This window comes from Streptomyces sp. NPDC028308 (assembly GCF_055565855.1).
Genome location: NZ_JBVHTO010000009.1, coordinates 234,934 through 249,980 on the forward strand (window position 1 = coordinate 234,934; position 15,047 = coordinate 249,980).

At 66.2% G+C, this 15,047-nt stretch carries 27 protein-coding genes; all 27 read left to right on the forward strand.

Annotated features, from left to right (window positions below):
* Nucleotides 1-2: 2 nt before the first annotated feature.
* The 27 genes from rplD (at nt 3) to ACZ4VA_RS22200 (ending at nt 14,927) form a co-directional block, all read left to right on the forward strand.
* Nucleotides 3-668: a 50S ribosomal protein L4 gene (gene rplD / locus ACZ4VA_RS22070; RefSeq protein ID WP_010986343.1), complete on the forward strand. Its 666-nt coding sequence runs from the start codon at nt 3-5 to the stop codon at nt 666-668.
* Nucleotides 668-1,084 carry a 50S ribosomal protein L23 gene (rplW, locus tag ACZ4VA_RS22075; protein WP_121405501.1) on the forward strand — a complete coding sequence of 139 codons (417 nt, stop codon included), beginning with the start codon at nt 668-670 and terminating at the stop codon, nt 1,082-1,084. The genes rplD and rplW overlap by 1 nt, the downstream gene beginning before the upstream one ends.
* A gap of 39 nt (nt 1,085-1,123) precedes the next feature.
* Nucleotides 1,124-1,960, forward strand: a complete 837-nt coding sequence (gene rplB / locus ACZ4VA_RS22080; RefSeq protein ID WP_059192905.1) for a 50S ribosomal protein L2 — start codon at nt 1,124-1,126, stop codon at nt 1,958-1,960.
* Between the two features lie 12 nt (nt 1,961-1,972).
* Nucleotides 1,973-2,254, forward strand: coding sequence for a 30S ribosomal protein S19 (gene rpsS / locus ACZ4VA_RS22085; RefSeq protein ID WP_015035577.1), 282 nt, complete (start codon nt 1,973-1,975; stop codon nt 2,252-2,254).
* Between the two features lie 41 nt (nt 2,255-2,295).
* On the forward strand, nt 2,296-2,643 hold the full coding sequence (gene rplV / locus ACZ4VA_RS22090) for a 50S ribosomal protein L22 (protein WP_003974262.1): 348 nt from the start codon (nt 2,296-2,298) through the stop codon (nt 2,641-2,643).
* A complete protein-coding gene (gene rpsC, locus ACZ4VA_RS22095) occupies nt 2,643-3,485 on the forward strand; it encodes a 30S ribosomal protein S3 (protein WP_356167229.1) in 843 nt (280 codons plus the stop codon). The genes rplV and rpsC overlap by 1 nt, the downstream gene beginning before the upstream one ends.
* Nucleotides 3,486-3,490: 5 nt before the next feature.
* Nucleotides 3,491-3,910, forward strand: coding sequence for a 50S ribosomal protein L16 (gene rplP, locus ACZ4VA_RS22100; RefSeq protein ID WP_099500627.1), 420 nt, complete (start codon nt 3,491-3,493; stop codon nt 3,908-3,910).
* Entirely contained in the window at nt 3,910-4,134 is a 225-nt protein-coding gene (gene rpmC / locus ACZ4VA_RS22105) for a 50S ribosomal protein L29 (protein ID WP_003998824.1), read from the forward strand. Before rplP ends, rpmC begins: the two co-directional genes overlap by 1 nt.
* Nucleotides 4,131-4,418 (forward strand): 30S ribosomal protein S17, encoded by a 288-nt coding sequence (rpsQ, locus tag ACZ4VA_RS22110; protein ID WP_095748091.1) that lies wholly within the window; start codon nt 4,131-4,133, stop codon nt 4,416-4,418. The genes rpmC and rpsQ overlap by 4 nt, the downstream gene beginning before the upstream one ends.
* A gap of 135 nt (nt 4,419-4,553) precedes the next feature.
* Nucleotides 4,554-4,922 (forward strand): 50S ribosomal protein L14, encoded by a 369-nt coding sequence (rplN, locus tag ACZ4VA_RS22115; protein WP_003998823.1) that lies wholly within the window; start codon nt 4,554-4,556, stop codon nt 4,920-4,922.
* Between the two features lie 2 nt (nt 4,923-4,924).
* Nucleotides 4,925-5,248, forward strand: coding sequence for a 50S ribosomal protein L24 (rplX, locus tag ACZ4VA_RS22120; protein ID WP_030967306.1), 324 nt, complete (start codon nt 4,925-4,927; stop codon nt 5,246-5,248).
* Nucleotides 5,248-5,805, forward strand: coding sequence for a 50S ribosomal protein L5 (gene rplE / locus ACZ4VA_RS22125; RefSeq protein WP_121405503.1), 558 nt, complete (start codon nt 5,248-5,250; stop codon nt 5,803-5,805). The genes rplX and rplE overlap by 1 nt, the downstream gene beginning before the upstream one ends.
* 5 nt (nt 5,806-5,810) lie before the next feature.
* Entirely contained in the window at nt 5,811-5,996 is a 186-nt protein-coding gene (locus tag ACZ4VA_RS22130) for a type Z 30S ribosomal protein S14 (RefSeq protein ID WP_003948630.1), read from the forward strand.
* A 209-nt stretch (nt 5,997-6,205) separates the two neighbouring features.
* A complete protein-coding gene (gene rpsH, locus ACZ4VA_RS22135; protein ID WP_010986352.1) occupies nt 6,206-6,604 on the forward strand; it encodes a 30S ribosomal protein S8 in 399 nt (132 codons plus the stop codon).
* A 24-nt stretch (nt 6,605-6,628) separates the two neighbouring features.
* Nucleotides 6,629-7,168, forward strand: a complete 540-nt coding sequence (rplF, locus tag ACZ4VA_RS22140) for a 50S ribosomal protein L6 (RefSeq protein WP_355793269.1) — start codon at nt 6,629-6,631, stop codon at nt 7,166-7,168.
* 3 nt (nt 7,169-7,171) lie between these two features.
* The gene (gene rplR / locus ACZ4VA_RS22145) at nt 7,172-7,552 is read left to right on the forward strand and encodes a 50S ribosomal protein L18 (RefSeq protein ID WP_121405505.1); all 381 of its coding nucleotides are present in this window, start codon (nt 7,172-7,174) and stop codon (nt 7,550-7,552) included.
* Nucleotides 7,553-7,593: 41 nt separating this feature from the next.
* Nucleotides 7,594-8,199 (forward strand): 30S ribosomal protein S5, encoded by a 606-nt coding sequence (gene rpsE, locus ACZ4VA_RS22150; protein ID WP_006376045.1) that lies wholly within the window; start codon nt 7,594-7,596, stop codon nt 8,197-8,199.
* A 2-nt stretch (nt 8,200-8,201) separates the two neighbouring features.
* Nucleotides 8,202-8,384, forward strand: coding sequence for a 50S ribosomal protein L30 (gene rpmD / locus ACZ4VA_RS22155; RefSeq protein ID WP_033319647.1), 183 nt, complete (start codon nt 8,202-8,204; stop codon nt 8,382-8,384).
* Nucleotides 8,385-8,386: 2 nt separating this feature from the next.
* Complete coding sequence (gene rplO / locus ACZ4VA_RS22160) at nt 8,387-8,842, forward strand: 50S ribosomal protein L15 (protein WP_355780843.1); 456 nt, start codon at nt 8,387-8,389, stop codon at nt 8,840-8,842.
* 383 nt (nt 8,843-9,225) lie between these two features.
* Nucleotides 9,226-10,545, forward strand: coding sequence for a preprotein translocase subunit SecY (gene secY / locus ACZ4VA_RS22165; RefSeq protein WP_355780846.1), 1,320 nt, complete (start codon nt 9,226-9,228; stop codon nt 10,543-10,545).
* Complete coding sequence (locus ACZ4VA_RS22170; protein WP_355780848.1) at nt 10,545-11,195, forward strand: adenylate kinase; 651 nt, start codon at nt 10,545-10,547, stop codon at nt 11,193-11,195. The genes secY and ACZ4VA_RS22170 overlap by 1 nt, the downstream gene beginning before the upstream one ends.
* A 99-nt stretch (nt 11,196-11,294) precedes the next feature.
* On the forward strand, nt 11,295-12,131 hold the full coding sequence (gene map / locus ACZ4VA_RS22175; protein ID WP_355780850.1) for a type I methionyl aminopeptidase: 837 nt from the start codon (nt 11,295-11,297) through the stop codon (nt 12,129-12,131).
* A gap of 143 nt (nt 12,132-12,274) precedes the next feature.
* On the forward strand, nt 12,275-12,496 hold the full coding sequence (gene infA, locus ACZ4VA_RS22180; RefSeq protein WP_003948620.1) for a translation initiation factor IF-1: 222 nt from the start codon (nt 12,275-12,277) through the stop codon (nt 12,494-12,496).
* 57 nt (nt 12,497-12,553) lie between these two features.
* A complete protein-coding gene (rpmJ, locus tag ACZ4VA_RS22185) occupies nt 12,554-12,667 on the forward strand; it encodes a 50S ribosomal protein L36 (protein WP_003998809.1) in 114 nt (37 codons plus the stop codon).
* 212 nt (nt 12,668-12,879) lie between these two features.
* The gene (gene rpsM / locus ACZ4VA_RS22190) at nt 12,880-13,260 is read left to right on the forward strand and encodes a 30S ribosomal protein S13 (protein WP_355780853.1); all 381 of its coding nucleotides are present in this window, start codon (nt 12,880-12,882) and stop codon (nt 13,258-13,260) included.
* 99 nt (nt 13,261-13,359) lie between these two features.
* Nucleotides 13,360-13,764: a 30S ribosomal protein S11 gene (gene rpsK / locus ACZ4VA_RS22195; RefSeq protein WP_003956432.1), complete on the forward strand. Its 405-nt coding sequence runs from the start codon at nt 13,360-13,362 to the stop codon at nt 13,762-13,764.
* 140 nt (nt 13,765-13,904) lie between these two features.
* Nucleotides 13,905-14,927, forward strand: a complete 1,023-nt coding sequence (locus ACZ4VA_RS22200) for a DNA-directed RNA polymerase subunit alpha (protein WP_003966937.1) — start codon at nt 13,905-13,907, stop codon at nt 14,925-14,927.
* Nucleotides 14,928-15,047 lie beyond the last annotated feature (120 nt).

Consider the following 15,047-nt stretch of genomic DNA (forward strand, 5'->3'; position numbering starts at 1 on the left):
CTATGAGCACCATTGACATTCTGTCGCCCTCCGGCGACAACGCCGGGACCGTCGAGCTCCCGGCCGAGATCTTCGACGTAGAGAAGATCAGCATTCCGCTGCTTCACCAGGTCGTCGTCGCGCAGCTGGCCGCCGCCCGTCAGGGCACGCACAAGGTCAAGCGTCGTGGCGAGGTCCGCGGTGGTGGCAAGAAGCCCTACCGCCAGAAGGGCACCGGCCGCGCCCGCCAGGGTTCGACCCGTGCGCCGCAGTTCGCCGGCGGTGGCGTCGTTCACGGCCCCACGCCGCGTGACTACTCGCAGCGGACCCCGAAGAAGATGAAGGCCGCGGCCCTGCGCCACGCCCTCACCGACCGGGCCCGCAACGCTCGTATCCACGTCATCACCGGCGTGATCGAGGGCGAGACCCCCTCCACCAAGGCCGCGAAGAGCTTCCTCGGCAAGGTCAGCGAGCGCAAGAACGTGCTCCTGGTCATCGAGCGCTCCGACGAGGCCGCGCTGCTCTCCGCGCGCAACCTGCCCCAGGTCCACATCCTGGAGCCGGGCCAGCTGAACACGTACGACGTTCTCGTCTCGGACGACGTGGTCTTCACCCAGGCCGCGTTCGAGTCCTTCGTGTCTGGCGCGCCGCAGTCGTCGGCTGCTGACACCGAAGGGAGCGAAGCCTGATGGCTACGCGTCACCCGAGCATCGCCTCGAAGGCCGCCAAGGCCGCCAAGGCCGCGCGCGTCGCCAAGGCGAAGCGCCACGCCACCGAGGGCAAGAACACCGTCGAGACCCCGCTGAGCAAGTCCTTCACGGACCCCCGTGACGTGCTGCTCAAGCCGGTCGTCTCGGAGAAGAGCTACGCGCTTCTCGACGAGGGCAAGTACACCTTCATCGTCGCGCCCGGCGCCAACAAGACGCAGATCAAGGAGGCCGTCCAGGCGGTCTTCTCGGTCAAGGTCACCGGGGTCAACACGATCAACCGTCAGGGCAAGCGCAAGCGCACCAAGACGGGCTTCGGCAAGCGTGCGGACAGCAAGCGCGCGATCGTGACCCTCGCTGAGGGCGACCGTATCGACATCTTCGGCCAGGCCTCCTAACGGAGCGCCCTGGTCCGAATATCGGACGAGGACTGAGAAATGGGAATCCGCAAGTACAAGCCGACGACGCCGGGCCGCCGTGGCTCCTCCGTCGCCGACTTCGTCGAGGTCACGCGGTCCACGCCGGAGAAGTCGCTGGTCCGCCCGCTGCACAGCAAGGGCGGCCGTAACAACGCCGGTCGTGTGACCGTTCGCCACCAGGGTGGCGGACACAAGCGCGCCTACCGCGTGATCGACTTCCGTCGTCACGACAAGGACGGCGTGCCGGCGAAGGTCGCGCACATCGAGTACGACCCCAACCGCACCGCGCGCATCGCGCTGCTGCACTACGCGGACGGCGAGAAGCGCTACATCCTCGCCCCGCGCAACCTGCAGCAGGGTGACCGCGTCGAGAACGGTCCCGGGGCCGACATCAAGCCGGGCAACAACCTGGCCCTCCGCAACATCCCGGTCGGTACCACGATCCACGCGATCGAGCTCCGTCCCGGTGGCGGTGCCAAGTTCGCCCGCTCCGCCGGTGCCTCCGTGCAGCTGCTCGCGAAGGAGGGCCAGATGGCCCACCTGCGCATGCCGTCCGGAGAGATCCGCCTGGTCGACGTGCGCTGCCGCGCCACCGTCGGCGAGGTCGGCAACGCCGAGCAGTCGAACATCAACTGGGGCAAGGCCGGCCGCAAGCGCTGGCTCGGCGTCCGCCCGACCGTTCGCGGTGTGGCGATGAACCCGGTTGACCACCCGCACGGTGGTGGTGAGGGCAAGACCTCCGGTGGTCGCCACCCGGTCTCGCCGTGGGGTCAGAAGGAGGGTCGTACTCGTTCGCCGAAGAAGGCTTCGAACAAGTACATCGTCCGCCGCCGCAAGACGAACAAGAAGCGCTAGGAGCGGGTTTAGATGCCGCGCAGTCTCAAGAAGGGACCCTTCGTCGACGGACACCTTGTAAAGAAGGTGGACGCTCAGAACGAAGCCGGTACCAAGAACGTCATCAAGACCTGGTCCCGTCGCTCGATGATCATCCCGGCCATGCTCGGCCACACGATCGCGGTGCACAACGGCAAGACCCACATTCCGGTGTTTGTCACCGAGTCGATGGTCGGCCACAAGCTCGGCGAGTTCTCGCCGACGCGCACCTTCCGGGGTCACGTGAAGGACGACCGGAAGTCGAAGCGCCGCTAACGCGGGGTGGAATGACCATGACAGACACTGGAAGGACAACCATGGAAGCCAGGGCCCAGGCGCGGTACATCCGCGTTACGCCCATGAAGGCCCGCCGCGTGGTGGACCTTATCCGTGGCATGGATGCCACGGAGGCTCAGGCGGTCCTGCGTTTCGCCCCGCAGGCCGCGAGCGTGCCGGTGGGCAAGGTGCTCGACAGCGCCATTGCCAACGCCGCGCACAACTACGACCACACCGACGCCGACAGCCTCTTCATCTCCGAGGCCTACGTCGACGAGGGCCCGACCCTGAAGCGGTTCCGGCCGCGCGCCCAGGGCCGCGCCTACCGGATCCGCAAGCGGACCAGCCACATCACCGTGGTCGTCAGCAGCAAGGAAGGAACCCGGTAATGGGCCAGAAGGTTAACCCGCATGGGTTCCGGCTCGGCATCACCACGGACTTCAAGTCCCGTTGGTACGCCGACAAGCTGTACAAGGACTACGTCAAGGAAGACGTCGCCATCCGTCGGATGATGACGTCCGGCATGGAGCGCGCCGGCATCTCGAAGGTTGAGATCGAGCGCACCCGTGACCGCGTGCGGGTGGACATCCACACCGCGCGTCCCGGCATCGTCATCGGCCGCCGTGGCGCCGAGGCCGACCGCATCCGCGGCGACCTCGAGAAGCTCACGGGCAAGCAGGTCCAGCTGAACATCCTCGAGGTCAAGAGCCCCGAGACCGACGCTCAGCTGGTCGCTCAGGCCGTCGCCGAGCAGCTGTCCTCCCGCGTCTCCTTCCGTCGCGCCATGCGTAAGAGCATGCAGGGCACGATGAAGGCCGGCGCCAAGGGCATCAAGATCCAGTGCGGTGGCCGTCTCGGCGGCGCCGAGATGTCCCGCTCGGAGTTCTACCGCGAGGGCCGCGTGCCCCTGCACACGCTCCGCGCGAACGTCGACTACGGCTTCTTCGAGGCCAAGACGACCTTCGGCCGTATCGGTGTGAAGGTCTGGATCTACAAGGGCGACGTCAAGAACATCGCCGAGGTCCGCGCCGAGAACGCCGCTGCCCGTGCGGGTAACCGCCCGGCCCGTGGCGGCGGCAACGACCGCCCGGCCCGTGGTGGCCGTGGTGGCGAGCGTGGCGGTCGCGGCCGCAAGCCGCAGCAGCAGTCCGCGCCGGCTGCCGAGGCCCCCAAGGCCGACGCTCCCGCCGCCGCTGCCGCTCCGGCTGAGAGCACCGGAACGGAGGCCTGACCGAAATGCTGATCCCCCGTAGGGTCAAGCACCGCAAGCAGCACCACCCGAAGCGCCGTGGTCAGGCCAAGGGCGGTACGCAGGTTTCGTTCGGCGAGTACGGCATTCAGGCCCTCACGCCGGCGTACGTCACCAACCGCCAGATCGAGGCGGCGCGTATCGCGATGACCCGCCACATCAAGCGTGGCGGCAAGGTCTGGATCAACATCTACCCGGACCGCCCGCTGACGAAGAAGCCCGCCGAGACCCGCATGGGTTCCGGTAAGGGTTCTCCCGAGTGGTGGGTCGCGAACGTGCACCCGGGCCGGGTCATGTTCGAGCTGTCCTACCCCAACGAGAAGATTGCGCGTGAGGCGCTCACTCGCGCAGCCCACAAGCTGCCGATGAAGTGCCGGATCGTCAAGCGCGAGGCAGGTGAAGCGTGATGTCGGCCGGTACCAAGGCGTCCGAGCTGCGCGAACTGGGTGACGAGGAGCTTCTTGCGAAGCTCCGCGAAGCCAAGGAAGAGCTGTTCAACCTCCGCTTCCAGGCGGCGACCGGTCAGCTCGAGAACCACGGACGGCTCAAGGCCGTCCGCAAGGACATCGCGCGGATCTACACCCTGATGCGTGAGCGCGAGCTGGGCATCGAGACGGTGGAGAGCGCATGAGCGAGAACAACGTGACTGAAGAGACCAAGACGGACCGCGGATTCCGCAAGACCCGTGAGGGCCTGGTCGTCAGCGACAAGATGGACAAGACCGTCGTCGTCGCCGTCGAGGACCGCGTCAAGCACGCGCTGTACGGCAAGGTCATCCGCCGTACGAACAAGCTCAAGGCCCACGACGAGCAGAACGCCGCGGGCGTCGGCGACCGTGTCCTCCTGATGGAGACCCGGCCGCTGTCCGCGACGAAGCGCTGGCGCGTCGTCGAGATTCTCGAGAAGGCCAAGTAAGGAAATCCCCGCGAGGGGATTCCAACGACACACCTGAGGGGTTTCCCCCTCGGGTTCGTTCCGCCAGGCTCGGCAGGGGCTCCGCCTCCCAGAGGCAGCCCCTGCCGGGAACCGGCAGACAATCAGGAGATAGACGTGATCCAGCAGGAGTCGCGACTGCGTGTCGCCGACAACACTGGTGCGAAGGAAATCCTTTGCATCCGTGTGCTCGGTGGCTCCGGTCGCCGCTACGCGGGCATCGGTGACGTCATCGTCGCCACCGTCAAGGACGCGATCCCCGGTGGCAACGTGAAGAAGGGTGACGTCGTCAAGGCGGTCATCGTTCGCACCGTCAAGGAGCGCCGCCGTCCGGACGGCTCGTACATCCGCTTCGACGAGAACGCCGCCGTCATTCTGAAGAACGACGGCGACCCTCGCGGCACCCGTATCTTCGGCCCGGTCGGCCGTGAGCTGCGCGAGAAGAAGTTCATGAAGATCATCTCGCTCGCGCCGGAGGTGCTGTAAGCATGAAGATCAAGAAGGGCGACCTGGTCCAGGTCATCACCGGTAAGGACAAGGGCAAGCAGGGCAAGGTCATCGCGGCCTACCCCCGCGAGGACCGCGTCCTGGTCGAGGGTGTCAACCGGGTCAAGAAGCACACGAAGGCCGGCCCCACCGCTCGCGGTTCGCAGGCCGGCGGCATCGTGACCACCGAAGCCCCTGTCCACGTGAGCAACGTTCAGCTCGTCGTGGAGAAGGACGGCAACAAGGTCGTCACGCGCGTCGGTTACCGCTTCGACGACGAGGGCAACAAGATCCGCGTTGCCAAGCGGACGGGTGAGGACATCTGATGGCTACCACCACCACTCCGCGTCTCAAGACGAAGTACCGCGAGGAGATCCAGGCCAAGCTGCAGGAAGAGTTCTCCTACGAGAACGTCATGCAGATCCCCGGCCTGGTCAAGATCGTGGTCAACATGGGTGTCGGCGACGCCGCCCGTGACTCGAAGCTCATGGACGGTGCCGTCCGTGACCTGACCACGATCACCGGTCAGAAGCCGGCCGTCACCAAGGCCCGCAAGTCCATCGCGCAGTTCAAGCTGCGCGAGGGCCAGCCGATCGGTGCCCACGTCACGCTCCGTGGCGACCGCATGTGGGAGTTCCTGGACCGCACCCTGTCGCTCGCGCTGCCGCGCATCCGCGACTTCCGCGGCCTGTCCCCCAAGCAGTTCGACGGCCGTGGCAACTACACCTTCGGTCTCACGGAGCAGGTCATGTTCCACGAGATCGACCAGGACAAGATCGACCGCGTCCGGGGTATGGACATCACCGTGGTCACCACGGCGACCAACGACGCCGAAGGCCGTGCCCTTCTCCGTCACCTCGGCTTCCCCTTCAAGGAGGCGTAAGCGAGATGGCGAAGAAGGCTCTGATTGCCAAGGCTGCTCGTAAGCCCAAGTTCGGCGTCCGTGGCTACACGCGCTGCCAGCGCTGCGGCCGTCCGCACTCCGTGTACCGCAAGTTCGGCCTCTGCCGCGTGTGCCTTCGTGAGATGGCTCACCGTGGCGAGCTCCCGGGCGTGACCAAGAGCTCCTGGTAATCCCGTACTTCGGGATTCCGGAAGCTCTCGGTAAGTAGAGGTTCGGTCAGACCCCGGCTCTCCATGGCTTAGGCTAGGAGGGTTGGGCGTCTGACCGCCCGTACGACTTACTACGCCGTAGGTCCCCGCACCGCACCCGTCCCGCCACTGAGTGGGGAGAGGGATGGCGCATACAGGAAACCCCGGCGAGAGAGGCCGAAGGCCAATTCATGACCATGACTGATCCGATCGCAGACATGCTTACGCGTCTGCGTAACGCGAACTCGGCGTACCACGACACCGTGGGTATGCCGCACAGCAAGATCAAGTCGCACATCGCGGAGATCCTCCAGCAGGAGGGCTTCATCACGGGCTGGAAGGTCGAGGACGCCGAGGTCGGCAAGAACCTCGTCCTCGAGCTGAAGTTCGGCCCGAACCGTGAGCGCTCCATCGCGGGCATCAAGCGGATCTCCAAGCCCGGTCTCCGGGTGTACGCGAAGTCCACCAACCTGCCCAAGGTGCTGGGCGGCCTCGGCGTGGCGATCATCTCCACGTCCCACGGGCTCCTCACCGACAAGCAGGCCGGCAAGAAGGGCGTAGGCGGAGAAGTTCTCGCCTACGTCTGGTAGCGGAAGGGAACGGAGGAAACAGCTATGTCGCGTATTGGCAAGCTCCCCATCACGGTTCCCGCCGGCGTGGACGTCACCATCGACGGCCGTACGGTGCAGGTGAAGGGCCCGAAGGGGACCCTCTCCCACACCATTGCGTCGCCGATCGAGATCGCTAAGGGCGAGGACGGCGTTCTGAACGTCACCCGCCCGAACGACGAGCGTCAGAACAAGGCCCTCCACGGCCTGTCCCGCACGCTGGTGGCGAACATGATCACCGGCGTGACCCAGGGTTACGTGAAGAAGCTCGAAATCAGCGGTGTCGGTTACCGCGTCCTGGCGAAGGGCTCCAACCTGGAGTTCTCGCTCGGCTACAGCCACTCGATCACTGTCGAAGCGCCCGAGGGCATCACCTTCAAGGTGGAGGCTCCGACCCGTTTCTCGGTCGAGGGCATCGACAAGCAGAAGGTCGGCGAGGTTGCGGCCAACATCCGCAAGCTGCGCAAGCCCGACCCGTACAAGGCCAAGGGCGTCAAGTACGAAGGCGAAGTCATCCGCCGCAAGGTCGGAAAGGCGGGTAAGTAAGCCATGGCATACGGTGTCAAGATTGCTAAGGGCGACGCTTACAAGCGTGCTGCCATCAAGCGTCGTCACATCCGGATCCGTAAGCACATCTCGGGTACGGCTGAGCGTCCGCGCCTGGTCGTGACGCGCTCCAACCGCCACATCGTGGCCCAGGTCATCGACGACATCAAGGGTCACACCCTGGCGTCGGCGTCGACCCTGGACGCGTCGATCCGCGGCGAGGGCGAGAAGTCCGCGCAGGCCGGCAAGGTCGGCGCCCTGGTCGCCGAGCGCGCCAAGGCCGCGGGCGTCGAGGCTGTCGTATTCGACCGTGGTGGTAACCAGTACGCCGGGCGCATTGCCGCTCTGGCGGACGCCGCCCGCGAAGCCGGACTCAAGTTCTGAGTCGGTTCCGTAGCTAGCGGAAACAGAGAGAGGTAATTCCAATGGCTGGACCCCAGCGCCGCGGAAGCGGTGCCGGTGGCGGCGAGCGGCGGGACCGGAAGGGCCGTGACGGCGGCGCTGCTGCCGCCGAGAAGACCGCGTACGTTGAGCGCGTCGTCGCGATCAACCGCGTCGCCAAGGTTGTGAAGGGTGGTCGTCGCTTCAGCTTCACCGCGCTGGTCGTGGTGGGCGATGGTGACGGCACCGTCGGTGTCGGTTACGGCAAGGCCAAGGAGGTGCCGGCCGCCATCGCCAAGGGTGTTGAGGAGGCCAAGAAGCACTTCTTCAAGGTCCCCCGTATCCAGGGCACCATCCCGCACCCGATCACGGGCGAGAAGGCCGCGGGCGTCGTCCTGCTCAAGCCTGCTTCCCCCGGTACCGGCGTCATCGCCGGTGGCCCGGTGCGTGCGGTGCTCGAGTGCGCCGGCGTTCACGACATCCTGTCGAAGTCGCTCGGCTCGTCCAACGCGATCAACATCGTGCACGCGACCGTGGCGGCCCTCAAGGGCCTGCAGCGTCCCGAGGAGATCGCGGCCCGCCGCGGTCTGCCCCTCGAGGACGTCGCCCCCGCGGCTCTGCTGCGTGCGCGTGCGGGAGCGGGTGCGTAATCATGGCTCAGCTCAAGATCACGCAGACGAAGTCGTACATCGGCAGCAAGCAGAACCACCGCGACACCCTTCGTTCGCTTGGCCTCAAGCGGATCAACGACGTGGTCGTCAAGGAGGACCGCCCCGAGTTCCGCGGAATGGTGCACACCGTCCGCCACCTCGTGACGGTTGAGGAGGTCGACTGATCATGGCGGAGAACAACCCGCTCAAGATCCACAACCTCCGTCCCGCCCCCGGCGCCAAGACCGCGAAGACCCGTGTGGGCCGTGGTGAGGCGTCGAAGGGTAAGACGGCCGGTCGTGGTACCAAGGGCACGAAGGCCCGCTACCAGGTTCCGGAGCGCTTCGAGGGTGGCCAGATGCCCCTCCACATGCGTCTCCCGAAGCTGAAGGGCTTCCGCAACCCGTTCAAGACCGAGTTCCAGGTCGTGAACCTCGACAAGCTGGCGTCGCTGTACCCGGAGGGTGGCGAGGTCACCGTCGAGGGTCTCGTCGCCAAGGGTGCCGTTCGCAAGAACAGCCTCGTCAAGGTCCTCGGCCAGGGCGAGATCTCCGTGGCGCTGCAGGTGACGGTCGACGCCGTCTCCGGTTCCGCCAAGGAGAAGATCACCGCCGCCGGCGGCACCGTCACCGAGCTCGTCTGACCGACGTCTCGCTGACCTGAACGACCCGACCGGGGATGCCTCTTGGAGGCATCCCCGGTCGGCGTATGTGCCATCCGCGGCGAGTTCCCCGTCCGGGTGGTTGTGAGAAAGCCGTCAGACGCACGGTGGTCGCGGTCCGCCGGGACCACCCGCGTCACGGTTCACCTGGGAGCGGCGGGCCTCGTCCTCCGTCGACCCGGGGCGGCCGAATTCCGAGACAGAGCGTTTAGGCGGAGATCGTCGTTCCGAGATGCCGCTGGTATCGGTAGGCTGTGCCGCTGGTGCCCAATGCGTTGCCGGGGTGCCGTAATCTCGTTTGACAGGCCATCATCCCTTTTGACCATCACCTCACGCGACGATACGCGGGGGTCGCAGGAGGCACCGTGCTCACCGCGTTCGCCCGGGCGTTCAGGACGCCCGACCTGCGCAAGAAGCTGCTCTTCACGCTCGGCATCATCGTGGTCTACCGGGTCGGTACCCACATCCCGATCCCGGGAGTCGACTACAAGAACGTCCAGACCTGTATCGATGCGGCGTCGCAAGGCGGCAGCCAGGGTCTGTTCGGTCTGGTCAACATGTTCAGCGGTGGCGCGCTGCTGCAGATCACGATCTTCGCGCTCGGCATCATGCCGTACATCACCGCGAGCATCATCCTTCAGCTGCTGACGGTGGTGATCCCGCGCCTGGAGGCCCTCAAGAAGGAGGGTCAGGCCGGCACCGCGAAGATCACGCAGTACACCCGATACCTGACGGTGGCGCTGGCCATCCTGCAGGGCACCGGCCTGGTGGCCACCGCCCGCAGCGGCGCGCTGTTCAGCACTTGCCCGGTCGCGAACCAGATCGTGCCCGACCAGTCCATCTTCGTGACCATCACGATGGTCATCACGATGACCGCCGGTACGGCCGTCGTCATGTGGCTCGGTGAGCTCATCACCGACCGCGGCATCGGCAACGGCATGTCGATCCTGATGTTCATCTCGATCGCCGCCACCTTCCCGGCCGCCCTCTGGGCGATCAAGCAGCAGGGCTCGCTGGCCGACGGCTGGATCGAGTTCGGCACCGTGATCCTGGTCGGTCTGGTCATGGTCGGCCTGGTGGTCTTCGTCGAGCAGGCCCAGCGCCGCATCCCGGTCCAGTACGCGAAGCGCATGATCGGTCGCCGGTCCTACGGCGGTACGTCCACGTACATCCCGTTGAAGGTGAATCAGGCAGGTGTGATTCCTGTCATCTTCGCCTCGTCGCTGCTCTACATTCCCGCTCTGATCGCGCAGTTCTCGAAGAGCAACTCGGGCTGGAAGACGTGGATCGAGCAGAATCTGACCAAGGGCGACCACCCGATTTACATCACTATGTACTTCCTTCTGATCGTTTTCTTCGCGTTCTTCTACGTGGCGATCTCGTTCAACCCCGAGGAAGTCGCGGACAACATGAAGAAGTATGGTGGCTTCATCCCGGGCATCCGGGCTGGCCGGCCGACCGCTGAGTACCTCAGCTACGTACTCAACCGGATCACCTGGCCGGGTTCGCTGTATCTGGGCCTGATCGCTCTCGTACCGACGATGGCGTTGGTTGGCTTCGGGGCAAGCCAGAACTTCCCGTTCGGTGGCACCAGCATCCTGATCATCGTGGGTGTCGGTCTCGAGACGGTGAAGCAGATCGAGAGCCAGCTTCAGCAGCGCAATTACGAAGGGTTCCTCCGCTGATGCGAATCGTCCTCGTCGGGCCGCCCGGTGCCGGCAAGGGAACGCAGGCTGCGTTCCTCGCCACGAACCTGTCGATCCCGCACATCTCGACGGGCGACCTGTTCCGCGCCAACATCAGTCGGCAGACGGAACTGGGCAAGCTCGCGAAGTCCTACATGGACGCGGGCAACCTGGTGCCGGACGAGGTCACGATCGCCATGGCGAAGGACCGCATGGAGCAGCCGGACGCCGAGAACGGCTTCCTGCTGGACGGCTTCCCGCGCAACGTGCTGCAGGCCGAGGCGCTGGACGCCATGCTCAAGGCAGAGGGCATGAAGCTGGACGCGGTCCTGGACCTGGAGGTCCCCGAGGACGAGGTGGTCAAGCGCATCGCGGGCCGCCGCGTGTGCCGCAAGGACTCGAGTCACGTGTTCCACGTGCAGTACAAGAAGCCGGCCGTCGAGGGCGTCTGCGACGTCTGCGGCGGCGAGCTGTACCAGCGCGACGACGACTCCGAGGAGACCGTCCGCAAGCGACTCGAGGTCTACCACACGCAGACCGAGCCGATCATCGACTACTACCGGGCGCAGGACCTGGTCGTCACGATCTCCGCGCTCGGCAAGGTCGAGGACGTCACCGCCCGCGCGATGGACGCGCTCAAGAGCAAGTAGATGTGAACGCTGCTGCGGCCGCGGTGCCCTCGACGGGCGTCGCGGCCGTAGTGTTGTGTACGTAACGGATGTCGGAGAAGACGGAGAGCGCAGGCCGCCATGGTGCAGATCAAGACCCCCGAGCAGATCGCCAAGATGCGTGAGGCGGGCCTGGTCGTCGCCGCCATCCATGCGGCCACACGCGAGGCGGCGGTCCCCGGGGCCACCACGAAGGACCTGGACGAGGTCGCCCGCAAGGTCCTGGAGGAGCACGGCGCCAAGTCGAACTTCCTCGGGTACGGCGGCTTCCCCGCGACGATCTGCACCTCGGTCAACGAGGTTGTCGTCCACGGCATCCCGGACGAGAAGACCGTCCTCAAGGACGGCGACATCATCTCCATCGACGCCGGCGCCATCGTCGACGGCTGGCACGGCGACGCCGCCTACACCGCGTTCGTGGGCTCCGGGCACGCTCCGGAACTGGTCGAGCTCTCCCGGGTGACCGAGGAGTCGATGTGGGCGGGCATCGCGGCCATGAAGCTCGGCAACCGCCTGGTCGACGTCTCCCGCGCCATCGAGACGTACATCCGCCGCCAGCCCAAGCCCGGCGGCGGCAAGTACGGGATCGTCGAGGACTACGGCGGCCACGGCATCGGCACCGAGATGCACATGGACCCGCATCTGCTGAACTACGTCGAGCGCCGCCGCGGCAAGGGTCCCAAGCTGGTCCCCGGTTTCTGCCTGGCGATTGAGCCGATGGTCTCCCTCGGCACCCCGCGGACCGAGGTCCTGGACGACGACTGGACGGTCATCACGACCGACGGCACCTGGTCCTCGCACTGGGAGCACTCCGTCGCGCTGACCGAGGAGGGCCCGCTGGTCCTGACCGCTCCCGACGGCGGCCGGGCGAAGCTCGCCGAGCACGGCGTGACAGCTGCTCCCGATCCCCTTGCTTAAAGATCACCCCTGTGGGGCAAACTTCCTCGATTCGTCTTTCCGGGTGCGCTGACGTAGACTGACTCGTCGGCTCTCGTGCACCCGCATGCCTGCATGCGCTCACCACGCGAGCCGATCAAGGTAGTCGATTCGAAGGGCGAAGCGTGGCCAAGAAGCAAGGTGCCATCGAGATCGAGGGCACTGTCGTCGAGTCTCTTCCGAACGCCATGTTCAAGGTCGAGCTCCAGAACGGCCACCAGGTCCTGGCACACATCAGCGGCAAGATGCGTATGCACTACATCCGCATCCTCCCTGACGACCGGGTCGTGGTGGAGCTGTCTCCGTACGACCTGACGCGTGGCCGGATCGTCTACCGGTACAAGTAGATCTTGCCTGTGCCCCGTGTCCGCGGGGCGGTGGCACTGACCCGGAGAACCTCACCAATGAAGGTCAAGCCGAGCGTCAAGAAGATCTGCGACAAGTGCAGGGTGATCCGCCGTCACGGCCGGGTCATGGTCATCTGCGAAAACCCGCGCCACAAGCAGCGCCAGGGCTGACGCACGACCGCACCTTCTGCATCCGCAGATACTTCGCGCGACGCAAGCAGTACATGTTCATACGCAGAGCCCAGGGCCTGAGTCTCATCGGACCCTGACACCCCCGGTCGGAGGCCGGGGACCCGCGCCGTACCGACTTCTCCCGAGGGAGGACGACGGCGGGCGGGATCCGGTTCTGCGGAAGACCTCCGAACGACAACTGGAGCCATTGAATGGCACGCGTTTCCGGTGTTGACATCCCGCGCGACAAGCGCGTGGAGGTCGCCCTCACCTACGTGTTCGGCATCGGCCGGACCCTCTCGCAGAAGACGCTGGCCGAGACCGGCGTCAACCCGAACACCCGCGTTCGCGACCTCTCCGAGGAAGAGCTGGTCAAGATCCGCGAGTTCGTGGACAGCAACATCAAGACCGAGGGTGACCTCCGTCGTGAGGTTCAGGCCGACATCCGCCGCAAGGTCGAGATCGGCTGCTACCAGGGTCTGCGCCACCGTCGTGGCCTGCCCGTCCACGGTCAGCGCACCAGCACGAACGCCCGTACCCGCAAGGGCCCGCGTCGCGCCATCGCCGGCAAGAAGAAGCCGGGCAAGAAGTAGTCCTCAGCGGACGCTGCGGAGCGTCCGGGTGCGTCCCGGACGCCCGCATTCCAGCGGTCTTCGCTGTAGGACCGACCACCTCCCGTAGGAGAACAAGACATGCCCCCCAAGGGACGTCAGGGCGCCGCCAAGAAGGTGCGCCGCAAGGAAAAGAAGAACGTCGCTCACGGCCACGCGCACATCAAGAGCACGTTCAACAACACGATCGTCTCCATCACGGACCCCTCGGGCAACGTGATCTCCTGGGCCTCCGCCGGCCACGTCGGCTTCAAGGGCTCGCGCAAGTCCACCCCCTTCGCCGCGCAGATGGCCGCCGAGTCGGCCGCCCGCCGCGCGCAGGAGCACGGCATGCGCAAGGTCGACGTCTTCGTCAAGGGTCCCGGCTCCGGCCGTGAGACCGCGATCCGCTCCCTCCAGGCCACCGGCCTCGAGGTCGGCTCGATCCAGGACGTCACCCCCACCCCGCACAACGGCTGCCGTCCGCCCAAGCGCCGCCGCGTCTGAGGCTCGGTCGTCTTGAGGTTCCGGGCGGTACGGCTCTTCTGCCGTGCCGCCCGTACCCTTGCAGTAACCGCACCGTCGAACGTGCGGATCCGTCGGGCGTCAAATAGCGGGCGTCCACGAAAGAAGGATCTGATTCACACATGCTGATCGCTCAGCGCCCCTCGTTGACCGAAGAGGTCGTCGACGAGTTCCGGTCCCGGTTCGTGATCGAGCCGCTGGAGCCGGGCTTCGGTTACACCCTCGGCAACTCCCTGCGCCGTACGCTCCTCTCCTCGATCCCGGGTGCGGCGGTCACGTCCATCCGTATCGACGGTGTCCTGCACGAGTTCACCACCGTGCCGGGCGTCAAGGAGGACGTCACCGACCTGATCCTCAACATCAAGCAGCTGGTCGTCTCCTCGGAGCACGACGAGCCGGTCGTGATGTACCTGCGCAAGCAGGGCCCGGGTCTGGTCACCGCCGCCGACATCGCGCCCCCGGCCGGTGTCGAGGTGCACAACCCCGACCTCGTCCTCGCCACGCTCAACGGCAAGGGCAAGCTGGAGATGGAGCTGACCGTCGAGCGCGGCCGCGGCTACGTCTCCGCCGTCCAGAACAAGCAGGTCGGTCAGGAGATCGGGCGCATCCCGGTCGACTCGATCTACTCGCCGGTTCTCAAGGTCACCTACAAGGTCGAGGCGACCCGTGTCGAGCAGCGCACCGACTTCGACAAGCTGATCGTCGACGTCGAGACCAAGCAGGCCATGCGTCCCCGTGACGCCATGGCGTCGGCCGGCAAGACCCTGGTCGAGCTGTTCGGTCTGGCCCGCGAGCTCAACATCGACGCCGAGGGCATCGACATGGGCCCGTCCCCCACGGACGCCGCCCTGGCCGCCGATCTCGCCCTGCCGATCGAGGAGCTGGAGCTCACCGTTCGGTCGTACAACTGCCTCAAGCGTGAGGGCATCCACTCCGTGGGTGAGCTCGTCGCCCGCTCCGAGGCCGACCTCCTGGACATCCGCAACTTCGGTGCGAAGTCCATCGACGAGGTCAAGGCGAAGCTGGCCGGCATGGGCCTGGCCCTCAAGGACAGCCCGCCCGGATTCGACCCGACCGCCGCCGCCGACGCCTTCGGCGCCGACGACGACGCGGACGCCGGATTCGTCGAGACCGAGCAGTACTGACGGCTCGGACCCGACGGTCCGTACCCGGTGCGGGTGCGCTGTGGCACGACGCGCAGCTCCCCGCACCTCCTCCGGGGCGCCTCTTCGAGGCCGCCCCGGATCTTCGACAGGCGATCGCCT

What these genes read in the sequence shown, in the direction of transcription:
- ACZ4VA_RS22130 (WP_003948630.1), top strand. Translation starts at nt 5,811, where the DNA reads ATGGCGAAGAAGGCTCTGATTGCCAAGGCTGCTCGTAAGCCCAAGTTC.
- rplF (WP_355793269.1), top strand. Translation starts at nt 6,629, where the DNA reads ATGTCGCGTATTGGCAAGCTCCCCATCACGGTTCCCGCCGGCGTGGAC.
- ACZ4VA_RS22170 (WP_355780848.1), top strand. Translation starts at nt 10,545, where the DNA reads ATGCGAATCGTCCTCGTCGGGCCGCCCGGTGCCGGCAAGGGAACGCAG.
- rplW (WP_121405501.1), top strand. Translation starts at nt 668, where the DNA reads ATGGCTACGCGTCACCCGAGCATCGCCTCGAAGGCCGCCAAGGCCGCC.
- rpsM (WP_355780853.1), top strand. Translation starts at nt 12,880, where the DNA reads ATGGCACGCGTTTCCGGTGTTGACATCCCGCGCGACAAGCGCGTGGAG.
- rpmJ (WP_003998809.1), top strand. Translation starts at nt 12,554, where the DNA reads ATGAAGGTCAAGCCGAGCGTCAAGAAGATCTGCGACAAGTGCAGGGTG.
- map (WP_355780850.1), top strand. Translation starts at nt 11,295, where the DNA reads ATGGTGCAGATCAAGACCCCCGAGCAGATCGCCAAGATGCGTGAGGCG.
- ACZ4VA_RS22200 (WP_003966937.1), top strand. Translation starts at nt 13,905, where the DNA reads ATGCTGATCGCTCAGCGCCCCTCGTTGACCGAAGAGGTCGTCGACGAG.
- rpsC (WP_356167229.1), top strand. Translation starts at nt 2,643, where the DNA reads ATGGGCCAGAAGGTTAACCCGCATGGGTTCCGGCTCGGCATCACCACG.
- rpmD (WP_033319647.1), top strand. Translation starts at nt 8,202, where the DNA reads ATGGCTCAGCTCAAGATCACGCAGACGAAGTCGTACATCGGCAGCAAG.
- rplE (WP_121405503.1), top strand. Translation starts at nt 5,248, where the DNA reads ATGGCTACCACCACCACTCCGCGTCTCAAGACGAAGTACCGCGAGGAG.
- rplO (WP_355780843.1), top strand. Translation starts at nt 8,387, where the DNA reads ATGGCGGAGAACAACCCGCTCAAGATCCACAACCTCCGTCCCGCCCCC.
- rplV (WP_003974262.1), top strand. Translation starts at nt 2,296, where the DNA reads ATGGAAGCCAGGGCCCAGGCGCGGTACATCCGCGTTACGCCCATGAAG.
- rpsS (WP_015035577.1), top strand. Translation starts at nt 1,973, where the DNA reads ATGCCGCGCAGTCTCAAGAAGGGACCCTTCGTCGACGGACACCTTGTA.
- rplB (WP_059192905.1), top strand. Translation starts at nt 1,124, where the DNA reads ATGGGAATCCGCAAGTACAAGCCGACGACGCCGGGCCGCCGTGGCTCC.
- rpsH (WP_010986352.1), top strand. Translation starts at nt 6,206, where the DNA reads ATGACCATGACTGATCCGATCGCAGACATGCTTACGCGTCTGCGTAAC.
- rpmC (WP_003998824.1), top strand. Translation starts at nt 3,910, where the DNA reads ATGTCGGCCGGTACCAAGGCGTCCGAGCTGCGCGAACTGGGTGACGAG.
- rplP (WP_099500627.1), top strand. Translation starts at nt 3,491, where the DNA reads ATGCTGATCCCCCGTAGGGTCAAGCACCGCAAGCAGCACCACCCGAAG.
- rplX (WP_030967306.1), top strand. Translation starts at nt 4,925, where the DNA reads ATGAAGATCAAGAAGGGCGACCTGGTCCAGGTCATCACCGGTAAGGAC.
- rplR (WP_121405505.1), top strand. Translation starts at nt 7,172, where the DNA reads ATGGCATACGGTGTCAAGATTGCTAAGGGCGACGCTTACAAGCGTGCT.
- rplD (WP_010986343.1), top strand. Translation starts at nt 3, where the DNA reads ATGAGCACCATTGACATTCTGTCGCCCTCCGGCGACAACGCCGGGACC.
- rpsE (WP_006376045.1), top strand. Translation starts at nt 7,594, where the DNA reads ATGGCTGGACCCCAGCGCCGCGGAAGCGGTGCCGGTGGCGGCGAGCGG.
- rpsQ (WP_095748091.1), top strand. Translation starts at nt 4,131, where the DNA reads ATGAGCGAGAACAACGTGACTGAAGAGACCAAGACGGACCGCGGATTC.
- rpsK (WP_003956432.1), top strand. Translation starts at nt 13,360, where the DNA reads ATGCCCCCCAAGGGACGTCAGGGCGCCGCCAAGAAGGTGCGCCGCAAG.